The sequence below is a fragment of the Marichromatium sp. AB31 genome, assembly GCF_003718685.1.
Lineage (GTDB): Bacteria > Pseudomonadota > Gammaproteobacteria > Chromatiales > Chromatiaceae > Marichromatium > Marichromatium gracile.
On the sequence record NZ_RHFI01000001.1, the window covers coordinates 151,811 to 175,309 of the forward strand.

Consider the following 23,499-nt stretch of genomic DNA (forward strand, 5'->3'; position numbering starts at 1 on the left):
CTCAGTCCTCGGCCACCCGCAGCACCTCCTCGATGCTGGTCAGCCCGGCGCGCGCCTTCGTCACCCCGTCCTCGAACATGGTCACCATGCCCTCGGCACGGGCGATGCGGCGGATCTCGGCGGCCCCGGCATGATCGAGCACGGCGGCACGGACCGCCTCGGAGAGGATCAGCAGCTCGCCGATCACCAGCCGGCCGTGATAGCCGGTGCCGCGACAGGCGTCGCAGCCGACGGCGCGGTGGAGGTCGAGCGCGTCCGTGGCGAGGCCGAGTCGCGCGGCCAGCTCGGCGTCGGCGCGATAGCGCGCGCGACAGTGGGGGCAGAGCCGCCGTACCAGCCGCTGCGCGAGGATGCCGTTGACGGTGGAGGTCAGCAGATAGTCCTCGACCCCCATCTCGAGCAGCCGGGTGGCACCGCTTGCGGCATCGTTGGTGTGCAGGGTGGAGAGCACCAGGTGTCCGGTCAGCGCCGACTGCACCGCGATGCGCGCCGTCTCCAGGTCGCGCATCTCACCGACCATGATGACGTCCGGGTCCTGGCGCACGATCGCCCGCAGCGCGCTGGCGAAGGTCATGCCGATGGCCGGGCGCACCGGGATCTGGTTGATCCCGGCGAGCTGATACTCGACCGGGTCCTCGACGGTGATGATCTTGCGCGACTCGGTGTTGAGCCGCGCGAGCAGGGTGTAGAGGGTGGTGCTCTTGCCCGAGCCGGTCGGCCCGGTGACCAGGAGGATGCCGTAGGGGTGTTCGAGCACCCGATCGAGCCGCGCGCGCAGCGCACCGTCGAAGCCGAGGGCATCGAGGTCGAAGCGCACCCGGTCCTTGTCGAGCAGCCGGATCACCAGGCTCTCGCCGAACAGGGTCGGCACCGTGGAGACGCGCAGATCGAGCTCGCGCCCCTGCACCCGCAGCGGGATGCGCCCGTCCTGCGGCAGGCGGCGCTCGGCGATGTTGAGCCGCGCCATGATCTTGACCCGCGAGATCACCGCCGCGCTCGAGCGCACCGGCGGCGCCTCGACCTCCTGCAACACGCCGTCGACGCGATAGCGCACCCGCAGGGTGTCGGCGAAGGGCTCGAGATGGATGTCCGAGGCGCGCGCCTCGACGGCGCGCTGCAGCAGCTGGTTGACCATGCGGATCACCGGGGCCTCGCTGGCGAGGTCCTTGAGCTGCTCGATGTCGGTGGCGTCGATCTCGCCGCTCGGCTCCTCCGCCGCGGGCTCGGGCGCGGCCTCGTAGAGCCGCTCGAAGCTCTGTTCGAGCACGCTCGGCAGCGCCACCGCCAGACGCACCGGGCCGGCGGCGGCGAGTCGCACCGCCTGGACGACGAAGGGATCGGCGGGGTTGGCGAGTGCGACCTCCAGCACGCCGTCGCGCTCGGCCAGCGGCAACACCCGGGCGTCCTTGAGAAAACGCGGGGTGAAGCGCTCCTCGGCCACCGGCGCACCCGGAAAGCGCTCGGACTCGACCAGTTCGAGCCCGAGCTCGGCGGCCAGCGCCTCGGCGAGCGCGCGCTCGGCCACCAACCCGAGCCGCAACAGCATCGGCAGCAGTGCCTCGCCGCCCTCCTCGGCGAGGCGCCGGGCGCGCGCCAGATCGCTCTCGGTGAGCCGGCCGGCGCGCGCCAGACGCGTCAGCGCCGCGGACTCGGCCGCGCTCAGCTCGGGGGCGGCGGACATGCGCAGGCGCCCTCCGGCGCGATCACCGGGCTCTGCCACTCCGGCAACAGCCCCTGCAGCAGCGCGCGGGCGGCGCGCTCGTCGCCATCGACCGCGCTGCGGCACAGCGCCTCGAGGCGATCTGGATCGAGCGCGACCCCGGCGCCGCGCGCGGCGCGGATCTTCGGGTGCGCGGTCTCGACCAGGTCCTCGCCGTCGTAGAACAGCTCCTCGTAGAGCTTCTCGCCGGGGCGCAGGCCGACGTACTCGATGGCCACGTCGACCCCGGGCTCGCGCCCGGCGAGCCGGATCATCTGTTCGGCGAGATAGGCGATGCGGATCGGCTCGCCCATGTCGAGAACGAAGATCTCGCCGCCCTCGCCGATCGCCGCCGCCTGCATGATCAGCTGGCAGGCCTCGGGGATGGTCATGAAGAAGCGCTCGATCTCGGGATGGGTGACGGTGAGCGGACCGCCGCGTTCGAGCTGACGACGGAACAGCGGCACCACGCTCCCGGCCGAGCCGAGCACGTTGCCGAAGCGCACGGTGATGAAGCGGCAGCCCTCGGCGCGATCGAGGCGCTGGCACAGCGCCTCGGCCAGCCGCTTGGTCGCACCCATCACGTTGGCCGGGTGCACCGCCTTGTCGGTGGAGATCAGCACGAAGCGCTCGCAGGCGTGGGCGACCGCCGCCTCGGCCACCACCCGGGTGCCGCCGACGTTGTTGCGCACCGCCACCCCGACCTGATCCTCGAGCATCGGCACGTGCTTGTAGGCGGCGGCGTGGAAGACGATCGCCGGGCGCTCGGCGGCGAACAGGGCATCGATCGCGGTGGCGTCGGTGACGTCGAGCAGGTGGCGCGAGAAGGCGAGCCCGGGGTGGCGCTCGCGCAGCTCCAGCTCGATGCGATAGAGGTTGTACTCGCAGCTGTCGACCAGGATCAGTCGCTCGGGGGCGGCGCCGGCGAGCTGGCGCACCAGCTCCGAGCCGATCGAACCGCCGGCGCCGGTGATCAGGATCGCCCGTCCCGAGAGCCCGGCACAGATCCCGTCCCAGTCGAGCCGCACCGGGTCGCGCCCGAGCAGGTCCTCGATCGACACCGGGCGCAGCTGGCCGATGCTGACCTCGCCGCGCATCAGGCTGGCCAGCTCGGGGACGGTGCGGAAGGCCACCCCGGCGCGCTCGCACAGCGCCACCAGGCGGCGCATCTGTCGCGCCCCGGCGCTCGGCACCGCCAGCAGCACCAGCTCGACGTCGTGACGCGCGGCCAGCGCCGGCAGCGCCGTGGTCGACCCCAGCACCGGCACGCCGTGGACCTCGCTGCCCTGACGGCGCAGCTTGTCGTCGAGGAAGCCGATCGGGACATAGGCGCGGCGCGGGTCGCGCAGCATATCGCGCACCAGCATCTCGCCGGCGCGCCCGGCACCGACGATCAGCACCCGCTGACCGCCGGAGAGGTCGAGCTTGCGATCCTTGAGCCAGCGATAGAGCAGGCGCGGCCCGGTCAGCAGCGCCAGCTGCAGGCCGAGATAGATCACCGGCACCGAGCGCGGCAGCGCCAGCGAGCGGTTGACGATGAAGAGCACCGCGATCACCAGCAGCGAGCCGACCACCACCGCCTTGAGGATACGGATCAGGTCCGGCAGCGAGGCGAAGCGCCACACCCCGCGATAGAGCCCGAAGGCCCAATAGACGCTGCCCTGCACCAGCATCACCCAGGGCAGCGCCTGCAGCGCCCCGGCGAGGAACTCGGGGGGGATCTCGCCGAGGTTGAAGCGCAGCCAGTAGGCCAGCAGCCAGGCCGCTGGGATGGTGACGAGATCGTGGGCGAAGGCGGCGGTGCGCGAGCGCAGCCGGTCGAGCACCGGGTTCATGCGCGCGACCCCGCGGCGGCGCGCTCGACCAGCCCGACCTTGAGGTGCACCAGCAGATAGATCGCGCACCAGGCACCGATCACCAGCCACTGATCGCGCGCCACCAGCCCCGGCGCGGCGACCGCGCAGGCGCTGGCGGCGGCCATCAGCAGCTGGGCACGCAGCAGGGTGCGGCGGTGCGACCAGCCGGCGAGCACCAGGCGCTGGTAGTGGTGCGAGCGATGCGCCTGCCACACCCGCTCGCCGCGCGCGAGCCGTACGAGCAGGGTCCAGGTGGCATCGACCACGAAGGGCGAGAAGGCGAGCAGCGCCACCCACAGCGGGAACAACCCGAGCTGCGCGCCCCACAGCGCCAGGGCCGCCGCCAGCAGCCCCAGCGAGGCCGAGCCGACGTCACCGAGGAAGATCCGCGCCGGTGGGAAATTGCCGCTGAGGAAGCCGGCACCGGCAGCGGCCACGCAACCGGCGACGGCGGCATAGCCCGGCTCGCCGCCCTTCCAGCCGAGCAGCGCCAGGGCACCGAAACCGAACAGGGTCATGCTCGCCGCCAGCCCGTCCATGCCGTCCATGAAGTTGTAGAGATTGGTCATCCACACCACCGCCAGCAGGGTCAGCGGCAGACTCGCGACCAGCGGCAGCGCCCACGCCACCCCGGGCAGCTCGACCACGCCCCAGCGCAACCCGACGGCGATCAGCACCAGCGCGCCGAGCACCTGGGCGAGCAGCCGCCAGCGCGGCGCGACCTCGCCGAGGTCGTCGACGAAGGCGACCGCCGCCACCGGCGCCAGCGCCAGTGCGATCCAGCCGAGCACGCCCGGCGCCAGCCCCAGCACGGCGAGCGCGAGCAGCGGCAGCGCCAGCCCCAGCAGCACCGCCAGACCGCCGGTGCGGGGCACCGGCGCACTGTGCAGCGAGCGGGCGTTGGGGACGTCGAGCGCACCGAACCGGGTGCCGGCGCGCGCAGACAGCCAGCGCGTGGCGAGCGCGCTCAGGAGCAGGGCGGCGAGCACCGCCACGGCCAGGATCGGGGTCTGTGGGATCATCTCGGAATGGTTCGAGGTCGGCGCCCGGCGCGGGCCGGGCGCGGTTGCATCGGGAAGGGGTCAGGCGGCGCGTGTCAGCCCCGTCTCGACCCGGGCGCGACACTCGCTGCCCTGCAGCAGTTCGAGCAGCTCCAGGGCGAAGTCCATCGCGGTGCCGGGGCCACGGCCGGTGACCACCTTGCCGTCGATCACCACCGGGGCGTCGACCAGTTCGGCCCGCGGGAAGTCGGCGGCATTGAGCGCGCCCGGATAGTGGGTGGCGCGACGCTCGTCGAGCAGCCCGAGGTTGGCCAGCGCCTTGGGCGCGGCGCAGATCGCGGCGGTATAGGCGCCGGCGGCGTGATGGCGCTGGAGCAGGGCGCGCACCCGCGGGTCCTGATCGAGATGATCGGCGCCGGGCAGGCCGCCGGGCAGCACCACCATGTCGAACTGCTCATCGGCGACCGCGTCGAGGGAGGTGTCGGCCACCAGCACGGTACCGTGACTGGCGGTGACCTCACGGGCACCGAGCGCGGCCGTCACCACCTCGACCTCACCGCGACGCAGCAGATCGATGATGGTCACCGCCTCGAGCTCCTCGAGACCTTCGGCGAGCGGGACGAGTACCCTGGGCATGGCTTGACACTCCTTAACTTGCAGTGATGGATGGATCGGCGGCCAGGGGCGCACTCAATCGGCGCGTGACCGCCCGAGGATGTTGACACCCTTGAGCACGTTGAGCGCCTCGAGCAACTGGTAGTCGTCGCGGGCGCGCAACGGCGTCGGCTCGACCTCGGCGTCGAGCGACTCGGTGGTCGCGGCCTCGGCGGGTTCGTCCGCCTCGACCGGAACCGTCCCGTCCTCGTCCGGATCGTCGAGATGACGCACCAGATCGGCCTCCTTGAGCGGCTCCACCGAGGCGCCGGCGAGGGGGCGGAACTCGCCGCGCTCGAGCAGGATGTCGGGGCTGATCCCCTGGGCCTGGATCGAGCGTCCGGAGGGGGTGTAGTAGCGCGCCGTGGTGAGCTTGAGCGCGGTCTCGTCGTCGACCGGGACGATGGTCTGCACCGACCCCTTGCCGAAGGTCTGGGCACCCATGACGATGGCGCGGCGCTGATCCTGCAGCGCGCCGGCGACGATCTCCGAGGCCGAGGCGCTGCCACCGTTGACCAGCACCACCAGCGGGGCGCCGTCGAGCACGTCGTCGGGACCGGCCTTGAAGTCGAGCCGGCTGCTCGGATCGCGCCCCTGGGTATAGACGATCAGCCCGCCGGTGAGGAAGGCGTCGCTCACCCCGACGGCGCTGTTGAGCACCCCGCCGGGGTTGTTGCGCAGGTCGAGCACCAGCCCCGCGAGCGGGGTCTCGCCCGCCTTCAGCGTCTCGATCGCCGCGGTCATGTCCTCGGCGGTGCGCGACTGGAAGTGGGCGATGCGGACATAGCCGTAGCCGGGCTCGAGCACCCGGCTCCTGACGCTCTCGACCTGGATGACGGCGCGCTCCAGGGTCAGCTCCAGCGGCGCCTCCTCGCCCTCGCGCATCAGCATCAGCACCACCTCGGTGCCTGGCTCGCCGCGCATCAGCTCGACGGCATCGTTGAGGCTCATCCCCTTCACCGGCTTGTGGTCGATGCGCACGATCAGGTCGCCGGCGCGCAGCCCGGCGCGCTGTGCCGGGGTGTCGTCGATCGGCGCGATCACCTTGACGAAGCCGTTCTCCATGCCGACCTCGATGCCGAGTCCGCCGAACTCGCCGCTGGTACCGACACGCAGGTCGCGGTACTCCTCGGCGTCGAGATAGGCCGAGTGCGGATCGAGTCCGGCGAGCATGCCGCGGATGGCGCTCTCGAGCAGCTCGCCGTCGGCGACCGACTCGACATAGTCGGTCTTGATGCGACCGAAGACCTCGGCGAAGGTGCGCAGCTCATCGAGCGGCAGCGCCTCGGAGGCGGTGTCAGCGGCGGCGATCTCATCACCGGCGGGTTCGGCGGCATACGCCGACGGACCGACGGCGAGCAACAGCCCCAGGGCCAGGGCGAGCGGACGAGGCATGATCATCATGACGCGGGGATCTCTCGATCGATGATGGATTCGGCGACGCGGCGGCCGACCGGCGCACCGCGGACATCCCTGATGGCGTAAGGATCGCATGTTTCCGCACGCGCCGACAGCGCCGCCCCGGGCAACGGCGCCTTGGACGACGCGCGCGGCGACATGTTCCCGGCGACCGGTGGGTGACCGAGCGCAGCGCGCGCGCCGGGACGACTGCACCACTGGGTCGGATCCTGTGGCTTGCCGTCGTGGCGGATGGCGAAATAGAGCGCCGGGCGCGGCTGGCCGCCACTGTTGCCACTGAGTGCGATCACCTCGCCGGCGCCGACCCACTCGCCGACCTCCTTGGTCAGCGCCTGGTTGTGGCCATAGAGGCTCATGAAACCGTCGCCGTGCTCGAGCACCAGCAGCAGGCCGAAGCCGCGCAGCCAGTCGGCATAGACCACCCGGCCGTCGTAGACCGCATGCACCTCCTCGCCGGCCTCGGCGGCGAGCAGCACGCCGTCCCAACGCAGTTGGGAGTCGGCCTTGCGGCTGCCGAAGCCGGCCAGCACCCGGCCCTCGATGAGCGGCCAGGTCAGCCGCCCCTTGCGTGCGGCGAAGGGATCGCGACGGATCTCGAGCTCGGCCTGGATGGCGGCGCGCTGACGCAGGTGCTCGATCAACCGACGCAGCGTCTCGGCATCGGCGCGGCGCGCGGCGAGGTCGTCACGACGCGCGGCGATCGCCGTCTCGAGCGCGGCAAGGACCGTTTCGCGCTCGTCCTGGGCGGCCTCCAGCCGGGCGCGCGTCGCGCCCCGCTCGGCGCCGAGCTCGGCCAGCAACGCGGCCTGCTCGGCGGCGGCGGCGGCGAGCGCGGCGAGACGCTCGATCTCGCCGCGTACCCGATCGATGCGCTGCACCCGGTCGCGATTGAGATAGGCGAAGTAGGACAGCACCCGCCCGGCGCGAACCGGGTCCTCCTGATTGAGCAGCAGCCGCAACCGGTCGGCGCGCCCGACCACGTGGGCGGTACGCACCAGCTCGGCCAGTTCGCCGAGCTGGCCGTCGAGCGCGGCGCGTGCGGTGAGGCGACGCTGCGCGAGCGCCTCGGCACGGACGCGCTGACGGGTCTCCTGCTGCGCGATCTCGCGCTCGGCCAGCGCGAGTCGGGCGATCTCACGCTCGTGCCCCTCGAGCGCGGCGATCAGCTCGCCACGGGTGCGCTGCTGATCGGCCAGCGCGGTGCCGAGGCGCTCGACCTCGCGCTCGAGCTCGACGAGGTCGCGCTGGCGCGTCTCGAGCGCGGGCTCGGAGCCGGCCGTCGGCGCCGCGACCGCCAGCAGCGTGCAGAGACACAGCCACGGCCAGGCACGAGGGACACAGGACGCCGCGTTCAACTCACCCACCCCCGGTCAATGTCTGCTCGATGATGCGCTCTCCGCCGCGGCGTGCGCGGTCGCCGCCCCAGCCCCGGCATCCGCGATCGATCCGGGCGGATTCGGCTCACAGCGCGCCGCATCGCGCTTGACGGGCAAAGCGTTTATCATCATATGGTGAAACATTGATTAGACACGATCACGATGGTGAGCAAGCTGAGCCAGTCTCCTCCCCCGATCCTCAACGCCGCCGGCTCCGAGCCACTCGACCTGTTCGCCGACGACGCGGATATCGAACGCGCCTCGCGTTCGCTCAAGGCGATGTCGCATCCGCTGCGACTGAAGATCCTGTGCACGCTCGGCGAGCAGGAGGTCAGCGTGCAGGAGATCGTCGACCATGTCGGCACCTCGCAGAGCAATATCTCCCAGCATCTGGCGATCCTGCGCGACAAGGGTATCCTGGCCTCGCGCAAGGACGCCAACCGTGTCTACTACCGTGTCAGCGACGGTCGCACCCTGCAGCTGATCGGGATGATGCGCGAGGTCTTCTGTCAGCACGTGCGCTGACACCTCCGGGGTGTCGCCCACCGCCGCGGCTCCTTATACTCTGAACCCCCTTTGCACCAGCGCCGGTTCGCGCGATCTCGCCGCCGCACCCCGATCAGCAGCGGTGACGGGCGGCACGCGGGCGGCGCTCCAACATTCATGTGAGACTGCATCGCGATGTCGCTAGACCAGCTCGTCCAGTTCGTGGGCAACCATTGGCTCCTGTTCCTGGCGCTCGTCGTCATCCTCGGGTTGCTCATCCACAACCTGATCGTCGGCAGCAAGGGCAGCGTCGAACCGCTCGCGGCCACCGAGATGATCAACCGCCAGGATGCGGTGGTGATCGACGTGCGCCCGGCGGCCGACTTTGCCAAGGGTCACATCCTCAACGCCATCAACATCCCCATGAACGGCTTCAAGAATCAGCTCGCCACCGTCGCCAAGCACAAGGGCAAGCCGATCATCGTCAACTGCCGCTCCGGCTCGCAGTCGCAGATGGCCTGCGCCCAGCTGCGCAAGGAGGGCTTCGAGGAGGTCTACAACCTCCGCGGCGGCATCATGGGCTGGGAGGCGGCGAGCCTGCCGCTGGCCCGCGGCGGCAAGAAGAAGCGCTGAGCCCCGCCGCGCGGCGGGCCTGATCGGCCCGCGCGAGCGCGGGCACCCTCGCCCCGTCCCGGCGCGCCGGGGCCGGGCCCGATCCGTTCCCGCCGCCCGACGCCAGTCAAGGACGTCGGGGGCACCACCAGACACAGGAATCGCGGCATGGCCGACAAGCAACAGCAGACCCCCGAGCGTCAATTCTCCGTCCAGCGCGTCTATATCAAGGATGTTTCCTTCGAGTCCCCCAACGCGCCCGAACTCTTCCGCGGCGACTGGACCCCGAAGCACACCCTCAACCTCAACACCAGGATCAACGATCTCGACAAGGACCACTACGAGGTGGTGCTCGAGGTCACGGTGACGGTCAAGGTCGGCGACAAGACCGCCTTCATCGTCGAGGTGCAGCAGGCCGGCATCTTCAACATCGCCGGTTTCCCCGAACAGGAGCTCGGCCCGATGCTCGGCGCCTATTGCCCGAGCCTGCTCTTCCCCTATGCCCGAGAGGTGGTCTCCGACCTGGTGGTCAAGGGCAGCTTCCCGCAACTGGTGCTGCAGCACGTCAACTTCGACATGCTCTTCGCCCAGCACCAGCAGCAGCGCGCCCAGCAGGAGGCCCAGCAGGGCGGCACCGAGCCGGCCGAGGCGGTCCAGCATTGAGCACCACCCCCAGCGCCCGGATCGCAGTCATCGGCGCCGGCTCCTGGGGCACGGCGCTGGCGCTGCAGCTGGTGGCCAACGGCCATCAGGTACGGCTCTGGAGTCATGAGCCGGAACAGATCGCGGCACTCCAGCGCGACCGCGAGAATCGCCAGTTCCTCCCCGGCGTGGCGCTGCCCGAAGGGCTGATCCCCACCGCCTCGCTCGCCGAGGCCCTGGCCGACGCCAGCGACTGTCTGGTGGTGGTGCCGAGCCATGCCTTCCGCACCGTCGCCCGTCAGCTCGCCGCACACCTCTCCAAGGGCTTCGGCGTGGCCTGGGCGACCAAGGGGCTGGACCCGGGCAGCAACCAGCTGCTCCATCAGGTCGCCCAGGAGGAGCTCGGCGAGCGCCCGCTGGCGGTGGTCTCCGGGCCGAGCTTCGCCCGCGAGGTCGGCGACGGCCTGCCGACGGCGGTCACCGTCGCCGCCGAACGCGAGCCCTTCGCCCAACACGTCGCCGGCCTGCTCCACGGCGGGCGCTTCCGCGCCTATACCAGCAGCGACATGGTCGGGGTGGAGATCTGCGGCGCGGCGAAGAACGTGCTGGCGATCGCCACCGGCATCGCCGACGGTCTCGGTTTCGGCGCCAACACCCGTGCGGCGCTGATCACCCGCGGTCTGGCCGAGCTGATCCGGCTCGGTCAGGCACTCGGCGGCCGCCCCGAGACCTTCATGGGGCTGGCCGGGATGGGTGACCTGGTGCTCACCTGCACCGACGACCAGTCACGCAACCGCCGCATGGGGCTGGCGCTGGCCCGGGGTGAGAGCATCGAGGCGGCACGCGCGCGCATCGGCCAGGAGGTCGAGGGCGTGATCACCGCCAAGGCGATCCACGGCCTGGCCCAGCGTCTCGGCATCGAGATGCCGATCAGCGAACAGGTCTATCTGGTGCTCCACGCCGGGGTCTCGCCGGCACAGGCGACCCAGGCATTGCTCGAGCGCGAACCCAAGCCCGAGTTCCACTGACCCCCACGCCCGGACCGCACGCGGTCCGGGCGCCCGCCCTCAGCGTGGCGCGGCACCGGCAAACCCCTGCTGGCGCCAGGCCTCGAAGACCACCACCGCGACCGCGTTGGAGAGATTGAGACTGCGATTGCCCGGACACATCGGGATATAGAGCCGTTGCGACTCGGGCAGCGCCTCGATGCGCGCGCGCGGCAGCCCCCGGGTCTCCGGACCGAACAGCAGCGCATCGCCGGGCTGGTAGTCGGGCTCGGTATAGGGCACCTGGCCATGACTGGTGAGCGCGAACAGCCGCCGCGGGGCGAGCTGCCCGAGACAGCTCTCGAGCGAGACGTGTACGCGAACCTCCGCCCATTCGTGATAATCGAGCCCGGCGCGACGCAGCTTGCTGTCCTCGAGCACGAAGCCGAGCGGCTCGACCAGGTGCAGCCGGGCCCCGGCGTTGGCGCTCAGACGGATCGCATTGCCGGTGTTGGGCGGGATCTCGGGCTCGTAGAGGATGATATCGAACATCGCGGGCGGGACTCGTCAGGAAGCAGCGGAGGGCGGAGGAAAATCCTTTGCGGACGGCGAGATATCCGCCCGCGCACCAGGGTTTAACGGTTGTCCCCGGCGCGCGGACGCATGATATATTAAGACTTCGGCATTTGCTAAATTCGCCGTCGCAGACGGCTCACGCCATAGTGGGGGACAGGTCCATGAGTGACATCGCCGCGCTGAAAGCAGAGAAGCAAGCGCTGATCGAGAAGATGGTCGAGATGCAGCAGCAGTTCATCGACTACGAACACGAAAACGGCGTCTCGGGTAAGGACTACTGGGGGTCCCAGGAGGGCCTGCTGGCCAATTACCGTGACGAGTACATGACGATGGCCAACCGTGTCGTCGACATCGCCCACGAACTCGTCGGGTCCTCGCGACTCTGACCCGACAGGCCCCGGCAGCCGCCGGGGCCGCCGCAGTCACCCCGTCTCCGGGCGCAGGTGCTCGATATATCGAGGCACCGCCTCCAGCTCCAGCCGCACCGCCTCGCCCCGCACCACCAGCGGCGCCTCCAGCCCCTCGAACTCCAGACTGCACCCCACCCGCCCCCGGCTCTCGAAGGGCACCGGGATCATGTCGCGATAGACATAGAGGTTGTCCTCGAGCTCGCCACCGCTGCAGCACAGCTCACCCGGAGGGGGCAGGACGGTCTCGTCGGCCCCTTCGAACACCAGGGTTCCGGCCTGCCACCAGCGTGTCCGCTCGCGCGAGCCGGTCATGGTCTTGAGCTGATAGGCGCGCGAGAAATGGATCCGCAGCTGCCCGCCGCGCTGCTCGACGGCATCGACCGTCGAGCCCTTGAGATCGATACTGATGCTGTCCACTCGACTCACTCCATCGCCATGCCCGGTCCACGACGTCCGGGCCTCGTCGACCTAGTGTCGCGGCAGCCGCCGCCCAAGCCAAGCCCGGCGCTCAGTCCACCCCGGTCTCGGACTCGCTCTCGAGCCCGAGCTCCTTGATCTTGCGGGTCAGGGTGTTGCGCCCCCAGCCGAGCAGCCGCGCCGCTTCCTGGCGCCGCCCGCCGGTCTGTTCGAGGGCGCACTGGATGAGGGTCTGCTCGAAGACCGGCAGCGCCTCGTCGAGCAGACCGCGCTCGCCCTGCTGCAACCGCTGCCGCGCCCAGCGCCGCAACACCGTCTCCCAGGATGTCTCGGGCTGCTCCTGGGTCAGCGAGGCGCTGAGATCCTCGGGCAGGTCCTCGGCATGGATCTGCTTGCCCGAGGCCATCACCGTGAGCCAGCGCGCGGTGTTCTCGAGCTGACGCACGTTACCCGGCCAGTCGAGTCGCTCGAGCCGCTCGATCGCCCCCTGCATCAGCACCTTGGGCTCGCAGCTCAACTCGCGCGCCGCCTGCGCGAGGAAGTGGCGCATCAGCAGCGGGATGTCCTCGCGGCGATCGCGCAGCGCCGGCAGATGGATACGGATGACGTTGAGTCGGTGGAACAGGTCCTCGCGAAAGCGTCCCTCGCGCACCAGCGACTCGAGGTCCTGGTGGGTGGCGGCGATGATGCGCACGTCGACCTTGATCGGCGCGACCCCGCCGACACGATAGAACTCGCCGTCGGCGAGCACCCGCAGCAGCCGGGTCTGCAGCTCGGCGGGCATGTCACCGATCTCGTCGAGGAACAGGGTACCGCCGTCGGCCTGCTCGAAACGCCCCTCGCGGCGCGCCTGGGCACCGGTGAAGGAACCGCGCTCGTGACCGAACAGCTCGGACTCGAGCAGGTCGCGCGGGATCGCCGCCATGTTGAGGGCGATGAACGGACGTTCGCTGCGCGGGCTGTGACGATGCAGCGCCTGGGCCACCAGCTCCTTGCCGGTGCCCGACTCACCATTGATCAACACGGTGATGTTGGAGCGCGCCAGCCGCCCGACGGCGCGGAACACCTCCTGCATCGCCGGCGCCTCGCCGATGATGTCGGGTCCGGTCGGACGCGCCACCTCCTCCTGACGCTCCTCGCGACCACGCCGGCAGGCGCGGCTGACCTGCGCCACCGCCTCGTCGAGATCGAAGGGCTTGGGCAGGTACTCGAAGGCGCCGCCGTGGAAGGCGGAGACGGCGCTGTCGAGGTCCGAGTGCGCGGTCATGATGATCACCGGCAGCCCGGGGTAGCGGGCCGAGACCTGTTCGAGCAGATCGAGCCCGTCGATCCCCGGCATGCGGATGTCGGAGAGGATGACGTCGGGCTGCTCGCGCTCCAGCGCCTCCATCACCCCGACCCCGTTGGAGAAACAGGTGACGTGCATCTGCGCCTTGCGCAACGCCCGTTCCAGTACCCAGCGGATCGACCGATCGTCGTCGATCACCCAGACCCGGGGCTCGCGATTCCCGCGCTCGAGACTGTGCGGCATCATCGCGCTCCCGGCATGCCGACGGCATGCCTCGGGCGGCGTGGGCACGGCGACGCCGACGAGGTTGGCGAATGGGGTGGTTGCAGGTTCCTATGCATGCTCCGACTCCAGCGGCAGATAGACGAAGAACACCGTCTCGCCCGGCCGGCTCTCGCATTCGATCAGCCCGCCGTGCTGGTTGATGAGTTCCTGTGCGATGGGCAGCCCCAGTCCGGTGCCACCCTGCTTGCCCGAGACCATCGGGAAGAAGATCTTGTCGCGGATGTCCTCGGGGATCCCCTGGCCATCGTCCCGAACCTGGGTCTGCAACACCAGCCGATAGCGACGACTGCCGATGGTGAACTGACGCAGCACCCGGGTGCGCAGCTCGACGCGTCCGTCCGCGCCGGTGGCGGCCGCGGCGTTGCGCGCGAGGTTGAGGAAGGCCTGGATCAGCCGGTCACCGTCGCCCATCAGGTCGGGGATGCTGGGGTCGTAGTCGCGCACCACCTCGGGGCCGCGCGGGAACTCGGCGAGGATCAGCCCGCGCACGTGCTCGAGCACGTCGTGGATGTTGAGCGTCTCGCGCTGGGGCATGCGGTTGGGCCCCAGCATGCGATCGACCAGCGACTGCAGGCGGTCGGCCTCGTCGATGATGATCCGGGTGTATTCGCACAACGCGGGGTCGGGCAGTTCCTGCTCGAGCAGCTGGGCCGCGCCGCGCAACCCCCCGAGCGGATTCTTGATCTCGTGGGCGAGGCCGCGGATCAGCGCCTGGGTGGCCCGGTGCTGGGTGAGCAGGTGCTCCTCGCGGGTGATGCGCAGCTGACGATCGACCTGATAGAGCTCGACCAGCACCCCCTCGTCCGCACCAAAATGGTGCAGGGGCAGCACGGTACAGTTCACCGTCTTGGTGCGCCCATCGGCCACGGTGACGTTGATCTCACGTTCGGTGAAGGGGTGGCGCGAACGCAGCGCCGCCGCCAGCCGGGCCTCGACCTGGCCATCGGGGCAGGGCAGCAGGTCGGCGGCAGCCTGACCGATCATGTGTCGGGCGCTGGCCTCGAAGAGGATCTCGGCCGCCGGGTTGAGGTATTCGAGCCGCAGCCCTCGATCGAACAGCAGCACCGCCATGTTGACGTGATCGAGGATCGTCCGCTCCAGCGAGCGCTTACCGGTGGTTTGAGCTGTCATGGTCCATCTGCGCGACTGAGTGAGGTCATCCGAGACCGGAGGACGAGACAGGGCATCCTGTCGTCGAAGAAAAGACTAGCAAGAGACAGGCCAGTGCGGCCAGGAGGAGTGCTCAGAGCTCGCCGGGGGGCGCGTCGCGACGCAGCTCGAAGCGAAGTGTCGGGGCGCGGGCGATCAGCACACCCTGCTCGTCGCGGATCAACGCGCCGAGGCGGTGGGGACCGAAGGCCACGCCATCGAGGGCAAAGCGGGTGGCGCCGGCCTCGATCACCGTCTCGAGTCCATCGAGCACCATCGCCAAGCGATGCCCCGGTTGCAGCGCGGGTTCGAGTCCGAGTTCGACGGCGAAGCGACCCTCGCCGCGCATCAGCACCTCCGCATCGACAGGGGAGAGGATCTCGAAGCGCGCATAGGGCCCGGGGAAGGGGGCGCTGGCAGGGGGCGGATCGACGGGGCTGTCGGCGCCGCGCGAGACCGGGGCGTCGACATGGATATCGAGTCGCTCGGCGGTGGCGTCGGCGGGTCGATCGGAGAAGTGCACCCGCCCGTCGGCATCGACCCAGCGATAGACGCCGGCCTGGACGATGAGGCAGGGGAGCAGCAACAGCGGGAGGAGCAGTGCCGGCCGGATCATGGCCGAAGCATAGTCCAGCGTCGGAGGGGGCTCAAGCGGGGACGCCTGGACGTCGGTGGCGCTTCCCTGCGCCGAGGTTGCGACCGCGCGGGACCCGCGCGGTCGCGACAGCCGATCAGAGGCTGTAGTACATGTCGAACTCGACCGGGTGGGTCGTCATCCGCATGCGGGTGACCTCGTCCATCTTGAGGTTGATGTAGCTGTCGATCAGGTCATCGGTGAACACGCCGCCGACGGTGAGGAACTCACGGTCACGGTCGAGGTTGTCGAGCGCCATCTCCAGCGAGGAGGCGACGGTCGGGATGGCCTTGGCCTCTTCACGCGGCAGGTCGTAGAGATCCTTGTCCATGGCATCGCCGGGGTGGATCTTGTTCATGATGCCGTCGAGACCGGCGAGCATCATCGCCGAGAAGGCGAGGTAGGGGTTGCCGGTGGGATCGGGGAAGCGCACCTCGATGCGACGACCCTTGGGGCTGGCGCAGTGCGGGATGCGGATCGAGGCCGAGCGGTTGCGCGCCGAGTAGGCGAGCATCACCGGCGCCTCGAAGCCCGGGACCAGACGCTTGTAGGAGTTGGTCGAGGCGTTGGTCAGGGCGTTGAGCGCACGCGCGTGCTTGATGATGCCGCCGATGTAGTAGAGGGCCATGTCGGACAGGCCGCCGTACTTGTCGCCGGCGAACAGGTTCTGACCGTCCTTGGCGAGCGACTGGTGCACGTGCATGCCGCTGCCGTTGTCGCCGACCAGCGGCTTGGGCATGAAGGTCGCGGTCTTGCCGTAGGCGTGGGCGACGTTGTGCACCACGTACTTGAGGATCTGGTTGGCGTCGGCACGCTTGACCAGGGTGTCGAACTTGGTGCCGATCTCACACTGGCCGGCGGTGGCGACCTCGTGGTGGTGCACCTCGACGCCGACGCCCATCTCCTCGAGGGTCAGACACATGGCCGCACGCAGATCGTTGAGCGAGTCGACCGGGGGCACCGGGAAGTAGCCGCCCTTGACCTTCGGACGGTGACCCATGTTGCCGTCGCCGAACACCCGCTCGGAGTTCCAGCCGGCCTCCTCGGAGTCGATCTTGTAGAAGGCGCCGCTCATGTCCGCGCCCCAGCGCACGTCGTCGAGCACGAAGAACTCGGGCTCGGGACCGAAGAAGGCGGTGTCGGCGATACCGGTGGACTTCAGATAGGCCTCGGCGCGCTTGGCCACCGAACGCGGATCACGCTCGTAGCCGATCATGGTGTCGGGCTCGAGGATGTCACAACGGATGATGAGGGTGCTCTCCTCGGAGAAAGGATCCATCACCGCGGTCGTGGGGTCGGGCATCAGCACCATGTCCGAGGCCTCGATGCCCTTCCAGCCCGCGATCGAGGAGCCGTCGAACATCTTGCCTTCCTTGAAGGCATCCTCGTCGATCATGCTCGTCGGCATGGAGACGTGCTGCTCCTTGCCGCGGGTATCGGTGAAGCGCAGATCCACGAAGGTCACTTCGTTGTCTTTCATCATCTTCATGACATCAGTGGTCATTCGAACGTCTCCAATGCTGAGTGCTGTGTTCTAGATACGGATAAGGCGTTGTCGGCCGAGCAATGCACAAGGCTTGCGCTGGCGTATCAGCGCTCGCACCATCCGGCGCAGCAGCCTAACAGGTCATCGATCGTGCCGCACGACCTGCCGTCCGGGCCGGCAGGCGATGCAGAATTCTGGCTGACCCGGTTGATGTCCCGGGCTCGGGTCCACGACAAGGACCTCCATCGCGACCGTTCCGCCGGACGACGGGATGATCCACGCCGTCCGATGCCAATCAGTCATGCAACGAGCAAGCCAGAATCTTGCGCACCCCGCTGACGCCAGCCCCGCGCCCCGATCGCAACGAACACGCGATGAGACGATGAGACGTACAAACAAGACCTTGGCGATGAGAGGGTTGTGAAATCACGCACCATGGTGACGACAGCACCGCCAAGGATGGGCGGACAGCGGGGGGCCGGCGCACCCAATCGCGGCGCGACACCGGGCGCGGACCGCACTAAAAAAGAACATCGAGCGACTTTATGCACCAAAAAGGTGCAAATCAGTCGCCAAAGAAGATTCGCACCCCACGGAACACCGGGTCATCGGCGAGCGCCTCGGCCAGGCGCGTCCGCAATCGCTCGGCATCGGCTCCCTGGCGCAGACAGGCGGCAAACGGGAAGTACACCTCGATGTCGATGGCCCCGTCGAGATAGTGCAGCAACACCCGCTGGCGCTCGTTGGCCTCGGGGATCGCCGACCAGGCCGAGGCCAGGCGCGCCAGTGCCTCGGCACGCAGCGGCAGCAGGTAGCAGGCGGAGAGGTGCTCGTCGTCCTCGGGGTCGATGTGCACGGTGACATCGGCGATCTCGTCGATCTCGCGCTTGAGCCGGCGTTCGACCAAGACGCTGATCATGTGACCTTCGGAGACACTGACGTAGGGATCGACCAGCACATGCACGTCGACCGACGCCTGCCCTCCGAGACGGCGGGTGCGCAGCATATGGATATCGCGCACCCCGCCGACCGAGTGGATGGTCTGCTTGACCGCCTCGAGCCGCTCGCCCTGCAGACCGGTATCGACCAGCTCGCTGGCCGCCTCCCAACCGAGTTCCCAGGCGATCTTGGCGATCATCAGCGCCACCATCACCGCGGCGATGGCGTCGAGATAGGGCAGCCCGGCCATGGTGCCGGCGATCCCCACCAGCACCACCACCGAGGAGACCGAATCGGAGCGATGGTGCCAGGCGTTGGCACGCAGCAGGTCGGAGCGCACCCGCTTGGCATGGGCCAGGGTCCACCAGTAGAGCCATTCCTTCACCAGGATCGAGGCCAGGGTGGCGCCGAGCGCGATGAGGTCGGGGCGCAGCAGCTCCTCGGGGCTGAACAATCGCTCGACCGCGTCCCAGCCGATGCCGATGGCCACCGCCAGCAGCAGGAAACCGAGCGCGAGGGTGGCAACCGTCTCGTAGCGCGCATGCCCATAGGGATGCTCCTGGTCCGGTCCCTGATGGGCCTGGCGCCCGGCGATCAGCACCAGGACGTCGGAGAGCAGGTCGGAGAGCGAGTGCAGCCCGTCGGCGACCAGCGCCTGCGAATGACCGAGCCAACCAGCGACGATCTTGATCGCCGCCAGCACCAGATTGAGCACGGCCCCGACCACGGCGGTCCGGGTCACGGCCTCGCGACGGGCATCGGCGCTGTGTTGATCGAGGGTCACGACTAAGGGCTTCCGCAGGTTGCGCCGACCGGGTCCGGGCCGACGGCGCTCCAGTATAAGCGACAGCGGCAGGTCGCATCAGCTTCCAGCGGCCAGCTGACAGCCGCCAGCGGGAAGGGATGGCGTTCATGACTCAAGGTTGGCCGATCAGATCAGCGTCCAACCCACGGCCTTCAGCAGGGAGGACAGGTTCGAGTCACCGGGGAGGCCACGCTCTTGCCCCTAGCAGCTAACGGCTAGCCACCGATGGCTGGCGGCTGATGGCTGGCGGCTGATGGCTGATGGCTGATGGCTGATGGCTGGCGGCTGATGGCTGGCGGCTGATGGCTGGTCGCTGCCCCCGACCAACCCCATTGGCGCGCCAGCGACCCGAACCGATATAATTGCGCGTTTACGTCAACCGCCCCGATCCCAAGGAGCCCGCCTTGACTCTCCAATCCGAGGACCTCTCGACCTTCCAGGGCCTGATCTTCGCGCTCGAACGCTACTGGGCCGATCTCGGGTGCGTCGTCGTCCAACCCTATGACATGGAAGTGGGCGCGGGCACCTTCCACCCCTCCACCTTCCTCCGCTCGATCGGTCCCGAGCCGTGGCGCAGCGCCTATGTGCAGCCCTCGCGTCGCCCCACCGACGGGCGCTATGGCGAGAACCCCAACCGGCTGCAGCACTACTACCAGTTCCAGGTCGCGCTCAAGCCCTCGCCGGAGAACATCCAGGAACTCTATCTCGACTCGCTGCGCCGACTCGGCATCGACCCGCTGGAGCACGACATCCGCTTCGTCGAGGACAACTGGGAATCGCCCACGCTCGGCGCCTGGGGACTCGGCTGGGAGGTCTGGCTCAACGGCATGGAGGTGACCCAGTTCACCTACTTCCAACAGGTCGGCGGACTCGACTGCCGCCCAGTCACCGGCGAGATCACCTACGGGCTCGAGCGCATCGCCATGTACCTGCAGGGCGTCGAGAGCGTCTACGACCTGGTGTGGAGCCGCACCCCGGCGGGCATCGTCACCTATGGCGACGTCTTCCACCAGAACGAGGTCGAGCAGTCGACCTACAACTTCGAGATCGCCGACACCGACGCGCTGTTCGCGCAGTTCGACACCTGCGAGCGGGTCAGCACCCAACTCATCGAGCGCGGACTGCCGCTGCCGGCCTACGAGCAGATGCTCAAGGCCTCGCACACCTTCAACCTGCTCGACGCCCGCGGGGCGATCTCGGTGACCGAGCGCCAGCGCTTCATCCTGCGGGTGCGCACGCTGTCGCGGGCGGTCGCCAAGACCTATTACGAGAGCCGGGAGGCGCTTGGCTTCCCGATGCTGGCACAGTGAGGGAGAGAACATTGGACGCATCCACTGATCTGCTGATCGAGATCGGCACCGAGGAACTCCCCCCGCTGGCGCTGCCGCGCCTGTCGCAGGCCTTCGTCGAGGGCGTGGCGCGCGAGCTGCGCGAGCGCAGCATCGACTTCACCACCATCGAACCCTTCGCCGCACCGCGCCGCCTGGCGATGCTGGTGCGCGGCATCGCCACCCGCCAGCCCGACCAGCAGCAGGTGCGCCGCGGCCCGGCGCTCCGGGCCGCCTTCGACGACAGCGGCGCGCCGACCAAGGCCGCACAGGGCTTCGCCCGCTCCTGCGGCGTCGAGGTCGAGGCGCTGGAGCGCGAGGAGACGCCCAAGGGCACCTGGCTGGTCTATCACTCGACCCTCGCCGGTCGCGCCACCGCCGAGCTGATCCCCGAGATCGTCGAGGCCGCGCTCGCCACCCTGCCGATCCCGCGGCGGATGCGCTGGGGTGCGGGCGAGGCCGAGTTCGTGCGCCCGGTGCACTGGGTCTGCCTGCTGCTCGGTGAGCAGCCGGTCGCCGGCCGGGTGCTCGGCATCGAGGCCGGCACCAGCACCCGCGGTCACCGCTTCCATCACCCCGAGCCGATCGCCCTCGCGCGCGCCGACGACTATGCCGAGCAGCTGCGCACCACCGGCCGGGTCGAGCCCGACTTCGCCCAGCGCCGCGAGCAGGTGCGCGCCGGCGTCACCGCCCTGGCCGAGGCCGAGGGGTTGCGCGCGCGCATCGATCCCGAGCTGCTCGACGAGGTCTGCGCCCTGGTCGAGTGGCCGCAGCCGGTGCTCGGTCGTTTCGAGGAGCGCTTCCTGGAGATCCCCCCGGAGGTGCTGATCGAGACCATGCAGAGCAACCAGAAGTACTTCCCGGTGGAAGACGCCGAGGGTCGTCTGCAGGCCTGCTTCATCACCGTCGCCAACGTCGTCAGCCGCACCCCCGAGAAGGTGCGTGCCGGTAACGAGCGGGTGATCCGGCCGCGCTTCGCCGACGCCGCCTTTTTCTGGGAGCAGGACCTCAAGCAGCCGCTCGAGGCCTTCGCCGGCAAGCTCGAACGGGTGGTGTTCCAGGACAAGCTCGGCACCCTGGCCGAGAAGAGCGCGCGCGTGGCGCGGCTCGGGCGCTCCCTGGCCGCGCCGCTCGGCGGCGACCCGGCACTGATCGAGCGTGCCGCGCGGTTGGCCAAGTGCGACCTGGTCACCAGCATGGTCTACGAGTTCACCAGCCTGCAGGGCACCATGGGCCGCTACTATGCCGAGCGCGCCGGCGAGGACCCCTGCGTCAGCGCCGCCATCGAGCAGCAGTACCTGCCGCGCTTCGCCGGCGACGCCCTGCCCGAAGGGCTGTGCGGCCGCGCCCTGGCGCTCGCCGACCGGCTCGACACCCTGGTCGGCATCTTCGGCATCGGGCTGCGCCCGACCGGCACCAAGGACCCCTACGCGCTGCGACGGGCCTCGATCGCGGTGCTGCGCATCCTCATCGAGACCCCGCTCGACCTCGATCTGGAGGCGCTGCTGGAGCAGGCCGCCGCCGGCTACCCCGAGGGGCTGCTCGGCGCCGAGGTGGTCGGCGAGGTCCGCGACTACATGCTCGAGCGGCTGCGCGGCTACTACGAGGAGCAGGGCGTCGGCGCCGACATCGTCGAGGCGGTGCTCGGCGCCGGCGGCGCCAACCCCTGGGAGCTCGACCGCCGCATCGCCGCGGTCGCGGCCTTCCGCGAACTGCCCCAGGCCGCCTCGCTGGCCGCGGCCAACAAGCGCATCCACAACATCCTGGCGAAGAACGCCGCGGCCGTCGGCGCGGCCGGGGCGGTCGACACCGGGTTGCTCGAGGATGCGGCCGAGCAGCGTCTCGCCGAGCGTGTCGCCGCGCTCGGCGAGACGGTCGCGCCACTGGTCGCCAGCCGCGACTATGGTCGCGTGCTCGCCACCCTGGCCGAACTCGGCGGCGACGTCGATGCCTTCTTCGATCAGGTGATGGTGATGGCCGAGGACCCGGCGGTGCGCGCCAACCGCATCCGTCTGCTGCAGTCGCTCGGCGCGCTGTTCATGCAGGTCGCCGACATCTCGCGGCTGCAGCACTGAGCGCCCGACCCGGCATGACCGAACGGCTGGTCATCCTCGACCGCGACGGGGTCGTCAACCACGACTCCGACGCCTATATCAAGTCGGTCGAGGAGTGGCGGCCGATCCCCGGCAGCCTCGAGGCGATGGCCCGGCTCCACCATGCCGGCTGGCGGCTGGCCATCGCCACCAACCAGTCCGGTATCGCCCGCGGGCTGTTCGACCCGAGCACCCTCGACGCCATCCACCAACGGTTGCGCGAGCAACTCGCCGACCATGGCGCCCGTGTCGAGATGATCGCCTTCTGCCCCCACGGCCCGGACCACGGCTGCGACTGTCGCAAACCGCTGCCCGGACTGCTCGAGCAGATCGCCCGACGTCTCGGCGCCGATCTCCGCGGGGTGCCGGTGATCGGCGACTCGCTGCGCGATCTGGAGGCCGCGCGCGCCGTCGGCGCCGCGCCCTGGCTGGTGCGCACCGGCAAGGGCGAGCGCACCCTGGCGGCCTGCGCCGACCATCCGGGGCCCGACCCTCTGGCCGGCGTCCCGATCTTCCCCGACCTCAGCGCGGCGACCGACGCCCTGCTCGCATCCGACACACGCCCATGACCCTGATCCGCTCGCTCGTCTATCAATCCTTCATGTACATCACCATCGTGCTGTACGCCTCGCTGATCCTCGTCACCCCCAGGCAGGTCGGGGCCTGGCTGGCGCGGGGTTGGGCACGGCTCAACCTGCGCGCGCTCGGCTGGATCTGCGGGTTGCGCTATCGCATCCAGGGGCTCGAGCACCTGCCCAAGGAGGCGACCATCGTGCTCGCCAAGCATCAATCGACCTGGGAGACCATCGCGCTGCGCGCCATCCTGCCGCTGGAACAGACCTGGGTGCTCAAGCGTGAGCTGATGCGTATCCCCTTCTTCGGCTGGGCGCTCAAGCGCTTCCAGCCGATCGCCATCGACCGCTCGGCCGGACGCCGCGCGGTCGCACAGCTGCTGCGCGAGGGGCTGGCGCTGCTCAAGGCCGGGCGCTGGGTGGTGGTCTTCCCCGAGGGCACCCGAGTGGCCGCCGGCGCACGTCAGCCCTATGCCATCGGCGGTGCGCTGCTGGCCGAGCGCAGCGGTCGACCGGTGCTCCCGGTGGCGCACAACGCCGGCGAGTTCTGGGGGCGACGCAGCCTGCACAAGCGCGCCGGCACCATCGACCTGGTGATCGGCCCGCTGATGGAGACCCAGGGACGCAAGGCCGCCGAGATCAATGCCGCGGTCGAGCAGTGGATCGAGGAGACCGTCGAGGCGCTGCCGCGCCCGGTCTCGGGCAAGGCCGGCACGCTGCAACAAGGGTAGGGCGCCGCCACCCGCGGGAGCGGGGGCGGCGAGCACCGGGCCGGGCAGGCCCGGC

Annotated in this window: 22 protein-coding genes; 9 read left to right on the forward strand and 13 right to left on the reverse strand. The window is 69.7% G+C overall.

The window, feature by feature from the left end; translation table 11 throughout:
* Position 1: 1 nt before the first annotated feature.
* From gspE to EBL84_RS00710, 6 genes are read right to left on the reverse strand one after another with little or no spacing between them, the layout of a single operon-like run.
* A complete protein-coding gene (gene gspE, locus EBL84_RS00685) occupies positions 2-1,681 on the reverse strand; it encodes a type II secretion system ATPase GspE (RefSeq protein WP_123139062.1) in 1,680 nt (559 codons plus the stop codon).
* Complete coding sequence (locus tag EBL84_RS00690; RefSeq protein WP_123139063.1) at positions 1,660-3,534, reverse strand: nucleoside-diphosphate sugar epimerase/dehydratase; 1,875 nt, start codon at positions 3,532-3,534, stop codon at positions 1,660-1,662. The genes gspE and EBL84_RS00690 overlap by 22 nt, the downstream gene beginning before the upstream one ends.
* Positions 3,531-4,577, reverse strand: a complete 1,047-nt coding sequence (locus EBL84_RS00695; protein WP_123139064.1) for a glycosyl transferase — start codon at positions 4,575-4,577, stop codon at positions 3,531-3,533. The genes EBL84_RS00690 and EBL84_RS00695 overlap by 4 nt, the downstream gene beginning before the upstream one ends.
* A 60-nt stretch (positions 4,578-4,637) precedes the next feature.
* Positions 4,638-5,192, reverse strand: coding sequence for a DJ-1 family glyoxalase III (locus EBL84_RS00700; protein ID WP_123139065.1), 555 nt, complete (start codon positions 5,190-5,192; stop codon positions 4,638-4,640).
* Positions 5,193-5,246: 54 nt separating this feature from the next.
* Entirely contained in the window at positions 5,247-6,614 is a 1,368-nt protein-coding gene (locus EBL84_RS00705) for a S41 family peptidase (RefSeq protein ID WP_123139066.1), read from the reverse strand.
* Positions 6,611-7,984, reverse strand: coding sequence for a murein hydrolase activator EnvC (locus tag EBL84_RS00710; RefSeq protein WP_223806934.1), 1,374 nt, complete (start codon positions 7,982-7,984; stop codon positions 6,611-6,613). Before EBL84_RS00710 ends, EBL84_RS00705 begins: the two co-directional genes overlap by 4 nt.
* 183 nt (positions 7,985-8,167) lie before the next feature.
* Here EBL84_RS00710 and EBL84_RS00715 point away from each other — a divergent pair, with 183 nt between their 5' ends.
* From EBL84_RS00715 to EBL84_RS00730, 4 genes are all read left to right on the forward strand, one after another.
* A complete protein-coding gene (locus EBL84_RS00715) occupies positions 8,168-8,530 on the forward strand; it encodes a helix-turn-helix transcriptional regulator (RefSeq protein WP_123139067.1) in 363 nt (120 codons plus the stop codon).
* A 156-nt stretch (positions 8,531-8,686) separates the two neighbouring features.
* Positions 8,687-9,124, forward strand: coding sequence for a rhodanese-like domain-containing protein (locus EBL84_RS00720; protein WP_062272671.1), 438 nt, complete (start codon positions 8,687-8,689; stop codon positions 9,122-9,124).
* 147 nt (positions 9,125-9,271) lie between these two features.
* The gene (gene secB, locus EBL84_RS00725) at positions 9,272-9,766 is read left to right on the forward strand and encodes a protein-export chaperone SecB (RefSeq protein ID WP_123139068.1); all 495 of its coding nucleotides are present in this window, start codon (positions 9,272-9,274) and stop codon (positions 9,764-9,766) included.
* Positions 9,763-10,773: an NAD(P)H-dependent glycerol-3-phosphate dehydrogenase gene (locus EBL84_RS00730; protein WP_123139069.1), complete on the forward strand. Its 1,011-nt coding sequence runs from the start codon at positions 9,763-9,765 to the stop codon at positions 10,771-10,773. The genes secB and EBL84_RS00730 overlap by 4 nt, the downstream gene beginning before the upstream one ends.
* Before the next feature lie 39 nt (positions 10,774-10,812).
* On the opposite strand, the gene EBL84_RS00735 is transcribed toward EBL84_RS00730, so the two are convergent.
* Entirely contained in the window at positions 10,813-11,283 is a 471-nt protein-coding gene (locus EBL84_RS00735) for a tRNA (cytidine(34)-2'-O)-methyltransferase (protein ID WP_123139070.1), read from the reverse strand.
* 185 nt (positions 11,284-11,468) lie between these two features.
* Here EBL84_RS00735 and EBL84_RS00740 point away from each other — a divergent pair, with 185 nt between their 5' ends.
* Positions 11,469-11,693, forward strand: coding sequence for a hypothetical protein (locus EBL84_RS00740; protein ID WP_062272772.1), 225 nt, complete (start codon positions 11,469-11,471; stop codon positions 11,691-11,693).
* 36 nt (positions 11,694-11,729) lie between these two features.
* Here EBL84_RS00740 and EBL84_RS00745 read toward each other — a convergent pair whose 3' ends face one another.
* From EBL84_RS00745 to EBL84_RS00770, 6 genes are all read right to left on the reverse strand, one after another.
* Entirely contained in the window at positions 11,730-12,134 is a 405-nt protein-coding gene (locus tag EBL84_RS00745; RefSeq protein ID WP_123139071.1) for a hypothetical protein, read from the reverse strand.
* 91 nt (positions 12,135-12,225) lie between these two features.
* Positions 12,226-13,665 carry a nitrogen regulation protein NR(I) gene (ntrC, locus tag EBL84_RS00750; RefSeq protein ID WP_123139330.1) on the reverse strand — a complete coding sequence of 480 codons (1,440 nt, stop codon included), beginning with the start codon at positions 13,663-13,665 and terminating at the stop codon, positions 12,226-12,228.
* A gap of 90 nt (positions 13,666-13,755) precedes the next feature.
* A complete protein-coding gene (glnL, locus tag EBL84_RS00755) occupies positions 13,756-14,838 on the reverse strand; it encodes a nitrogen regulation protein NR(II) (RefSeq protein ID WP_123139072.1) in 1,083 nt (360 codons plus the stop codon).
* A gap of 112 nt (positions 14,839-14,950) precedes the next feature.
* Entirely contained in the window at positions 14,951-15,472 is a 522-nt protein-coding gene (locus EBL84_RS00760) for a DUF4124 domain-containing protein (RefSeq protein ID WP_123139073.1), read from the reverse strand.
* Positions 15,473-15,587: 115 nt separating this feature from the next.
* A complete protein-coding gene (gene glnA, locus EBL84_RS00765; protein ID WP_062272656.1) occupies positions 15,588-16,994 on the reverse strand; it encodes a glutamate--ammonia ligase in 1,407 nt (468 codons plus the stop codon).
* A gap of 547 nt (positions 16,995-17,541) precedes the next feature.
* Positions 17,542-18,699: a cation diffusion facilitator family transporter gene (locus tag EBL84_RS00770; protein WP_123139074.1), complete on the reverse strand. Its 1,158-nt coding sequence runs from the start codon at positions 18,697-18,699 to the stop codon at positions 17,542-17,544.
* 425 nt (positions 18,700-19,124) lie between these two features.
* On the opposite strand from EBL84_RS00770, the gene glyQ reads away from it, so the two are divergent.
* The 4 genes from glyQ to EBL84_RS00790 are packed head-to-tail and all read left to right on the forward strand — an operon-like array spanning position 19,125 to position 23,444.
* The gene (gene glyQ / locus EBL84_RS00775) at positions 19,125-20,030 is read left to right on the forward strand and encodes a glycine--tRNA ligase subunit alpha (protein ID WP_123139075.1); all 906 of its coding nucleotides are present in this window, start codon (positions 19,125-19,127) and stop codon (positions 20,028-20,030) included.
* Between the two features lie 11 nt (positions 20,031-20,041).
* The gene (glyS, locus tag EBL84_RS00780; protein ID WP_123139076.1) at positions 20,042-22,123 is read left to right on the forward strand and encodes a glycine--tRNA ligase subunit beta; all 2,082 of its coding nucleotides are present in this window, start codon (positions 20,042-20,044) and stop codon (positions 22,121-22,123) included.
* 14 nt (positions 22,124-22,137) lie between these two features.
* Positions 22,138-22,710, forward strand: a complete 573-nt coding sequence (gene gmhB, locus EBL84_RS00785) for a D-glycero-beta-D-manno-heptose 1,7-bisphosphate 7-phosphatase (protein WP_123139077.1) — start codon at positions 22,138-22,140, stop codon at positions 22,708-22,710.
* Positions 22,707-23,444 (forward strand): 1-acyl-sn-glycerol-3-phosphate acyltransferase, encoded by a 738-nt coding sequence (locus tag EBL84_RS00790; RefSeq protein WP_123139078.1) that lies wholly within the window; start codon positions 22,707-22,709, stop codon positions 23,442-23,444. Before gmhB ends, EBL84_RS00790 begins: the two co-directional genes overlap by 4 nt.
* Positions 23,445-23,499: the final 55 nt, after the last annotated feature.

Bases quoted from the DNA above. Each gene is read 5' to 3' on its own strand.
- gspE (WP_123139062.1), bottom strand. From the start codon at position 1,681: ATGTCCGCCGCCCCCGAGCTGAGCGCGGCCGAGTCCGCGGCGCTGACG.
- EBL84_RS00690 (WP_123139063.1), bottom strand. From the start codon at position 3,534: ATGAACCCGGTGCTCGACCGGCTGCGCTCGCGCACCGCCGCCTTCGCC.
- EBL84_RS00695 (WP_123139064.1), bottom strand. From the start codon at position 4,577: ATGATCCCACAGACCCCGATCCTGGCCGTGGCGGTGCTCGCCGCCCTG.
- EBL84_RS00700 (WP_123139065.1), bottom strand. From the start codon at position 5,192: ATGCCCAGGGTACTCGTCCCGCTCGCCGAAGGTCTCGAGGAGCTCGAG.
- EBL84_RS00705 (WP_123139066.1), bottom strand. From the start codon at position 6,614: ATGATGATCATGCCTCGTCCGCTCGCCCTGGCCCTGGGGCTGTTGCTC.
- EBL84_RS00715 (WP_123139067.1), top strand. From the start codon at position 8,168: ATGGTGAGCAAGCTGAGCCAGTCTCCTCCCCCGATCCTCAACGCCGCC.
- EBL84_RS00720 (WP_062272671.1), top strand. From the start codon at position 8,687: ATGTCGCTAGACCAGCTCGTCCAGTTCGTGGGCAACCATTGGCTCCTG.
- secB (WP_123139068.1), top strand. From the start codon at position 9,272: ATGGCCGACAAGCAACAGCAGACCCCCGAGCGTCAATTCTCCGTCCAG.
- EBL84_RS00735 (WP_123139070.1), bottom strand. From the start codon at position 11,283: ATGTTCGATATCATCCTCTACGAGCCCGAGATCCCGCCCAACACCGGC.
- EBL84_RS00740 (WP_062272772.1), top strand. From the start codon at position 11,469: ATGAGTGACATCGCCGCGCTGAAAGCAGAGAAGCAAGCGCTGATCGAG.
- ntrC (WP_123139330.1), bottom strand. From the start codon at position 13,665: ATGCCGCACAGTCTCGAGCGCGGGAATCGCGAGCCCCGGGTCTGGGTG.
- glnL (WP_123139072.1), bottom strand. From the start codon at position 14,838: ATGACAGCTCAAACCACCGGTAAGCGCTCGCTGGAGCGGACGATCCTC.
- EBL84_RS00760 (WP_123139073.1), bottom strand. From the start codon at position 15,472: ATGATCCGGCCGGCACTGCTCCTCCCGCTGTTGCTGCTCCCCTGCCTC.
- glnA (WP_062272656.1), bottom strand. From the start codon at position 16,994: ATGACCACTGATGTCATGAAGATGATGAAAGACAACGAAGTGACCTTC.
- gmhB (WP_123139077.1), top strand. From the start codon at position 22,138: ATGACCGAACGGCTGGTCATCCTCGACCGCGACGGGGTCGTCAACCAC.
- EBL84_RS00790 (WP_123139078.1), top strand. From the start codon at position 22,707: ATGACCCTGATCCGCTCGCTCGTCTATCAATCCTTCATGTACATCACC.